Genomic DNA, 261 nt, shown 5'->3' with positions numbered 1-261 from the left:
ATCTGCATGGCTCGGGCGATATGAATTGGCAATATGATCATAATCTTTCGATTTCTGATTTTCGTTTTCGATCATAAAACCAATAGGAGTTCCTGTCGTTTTTCCTTCAAAAATACCTGAAAGGAATTTTACCGTATCACTTTCTTTTCTTTGAGTGACAATCGCTGACTGACCCGGTTTTCTGCGATCAAGTTCATATTGTATTTTATCAAAATCAACCGTTAAACCTGCCGGGAAATTATTGATGATACCACCATAAGC

At 37.2% G+C, this 261-nt stretch carries 1 protein-coding gene; it reads right to left on the bottom strand.

What is annotated here, in order from left to right:
- The coding region (locus ACPYOJ_RS35720) for a chorismate synthase (RefSeq protein WP_481420439.1) at positions 1-261 on the bottom strand (261 nt) is incomplete at both ends.

This window comes from Rhizobium sp. SVR5-9E (assembly GCF_056755095.1).
This window is presented reverse-complemented; position numbering and strand designations above follow the sequence as displayed.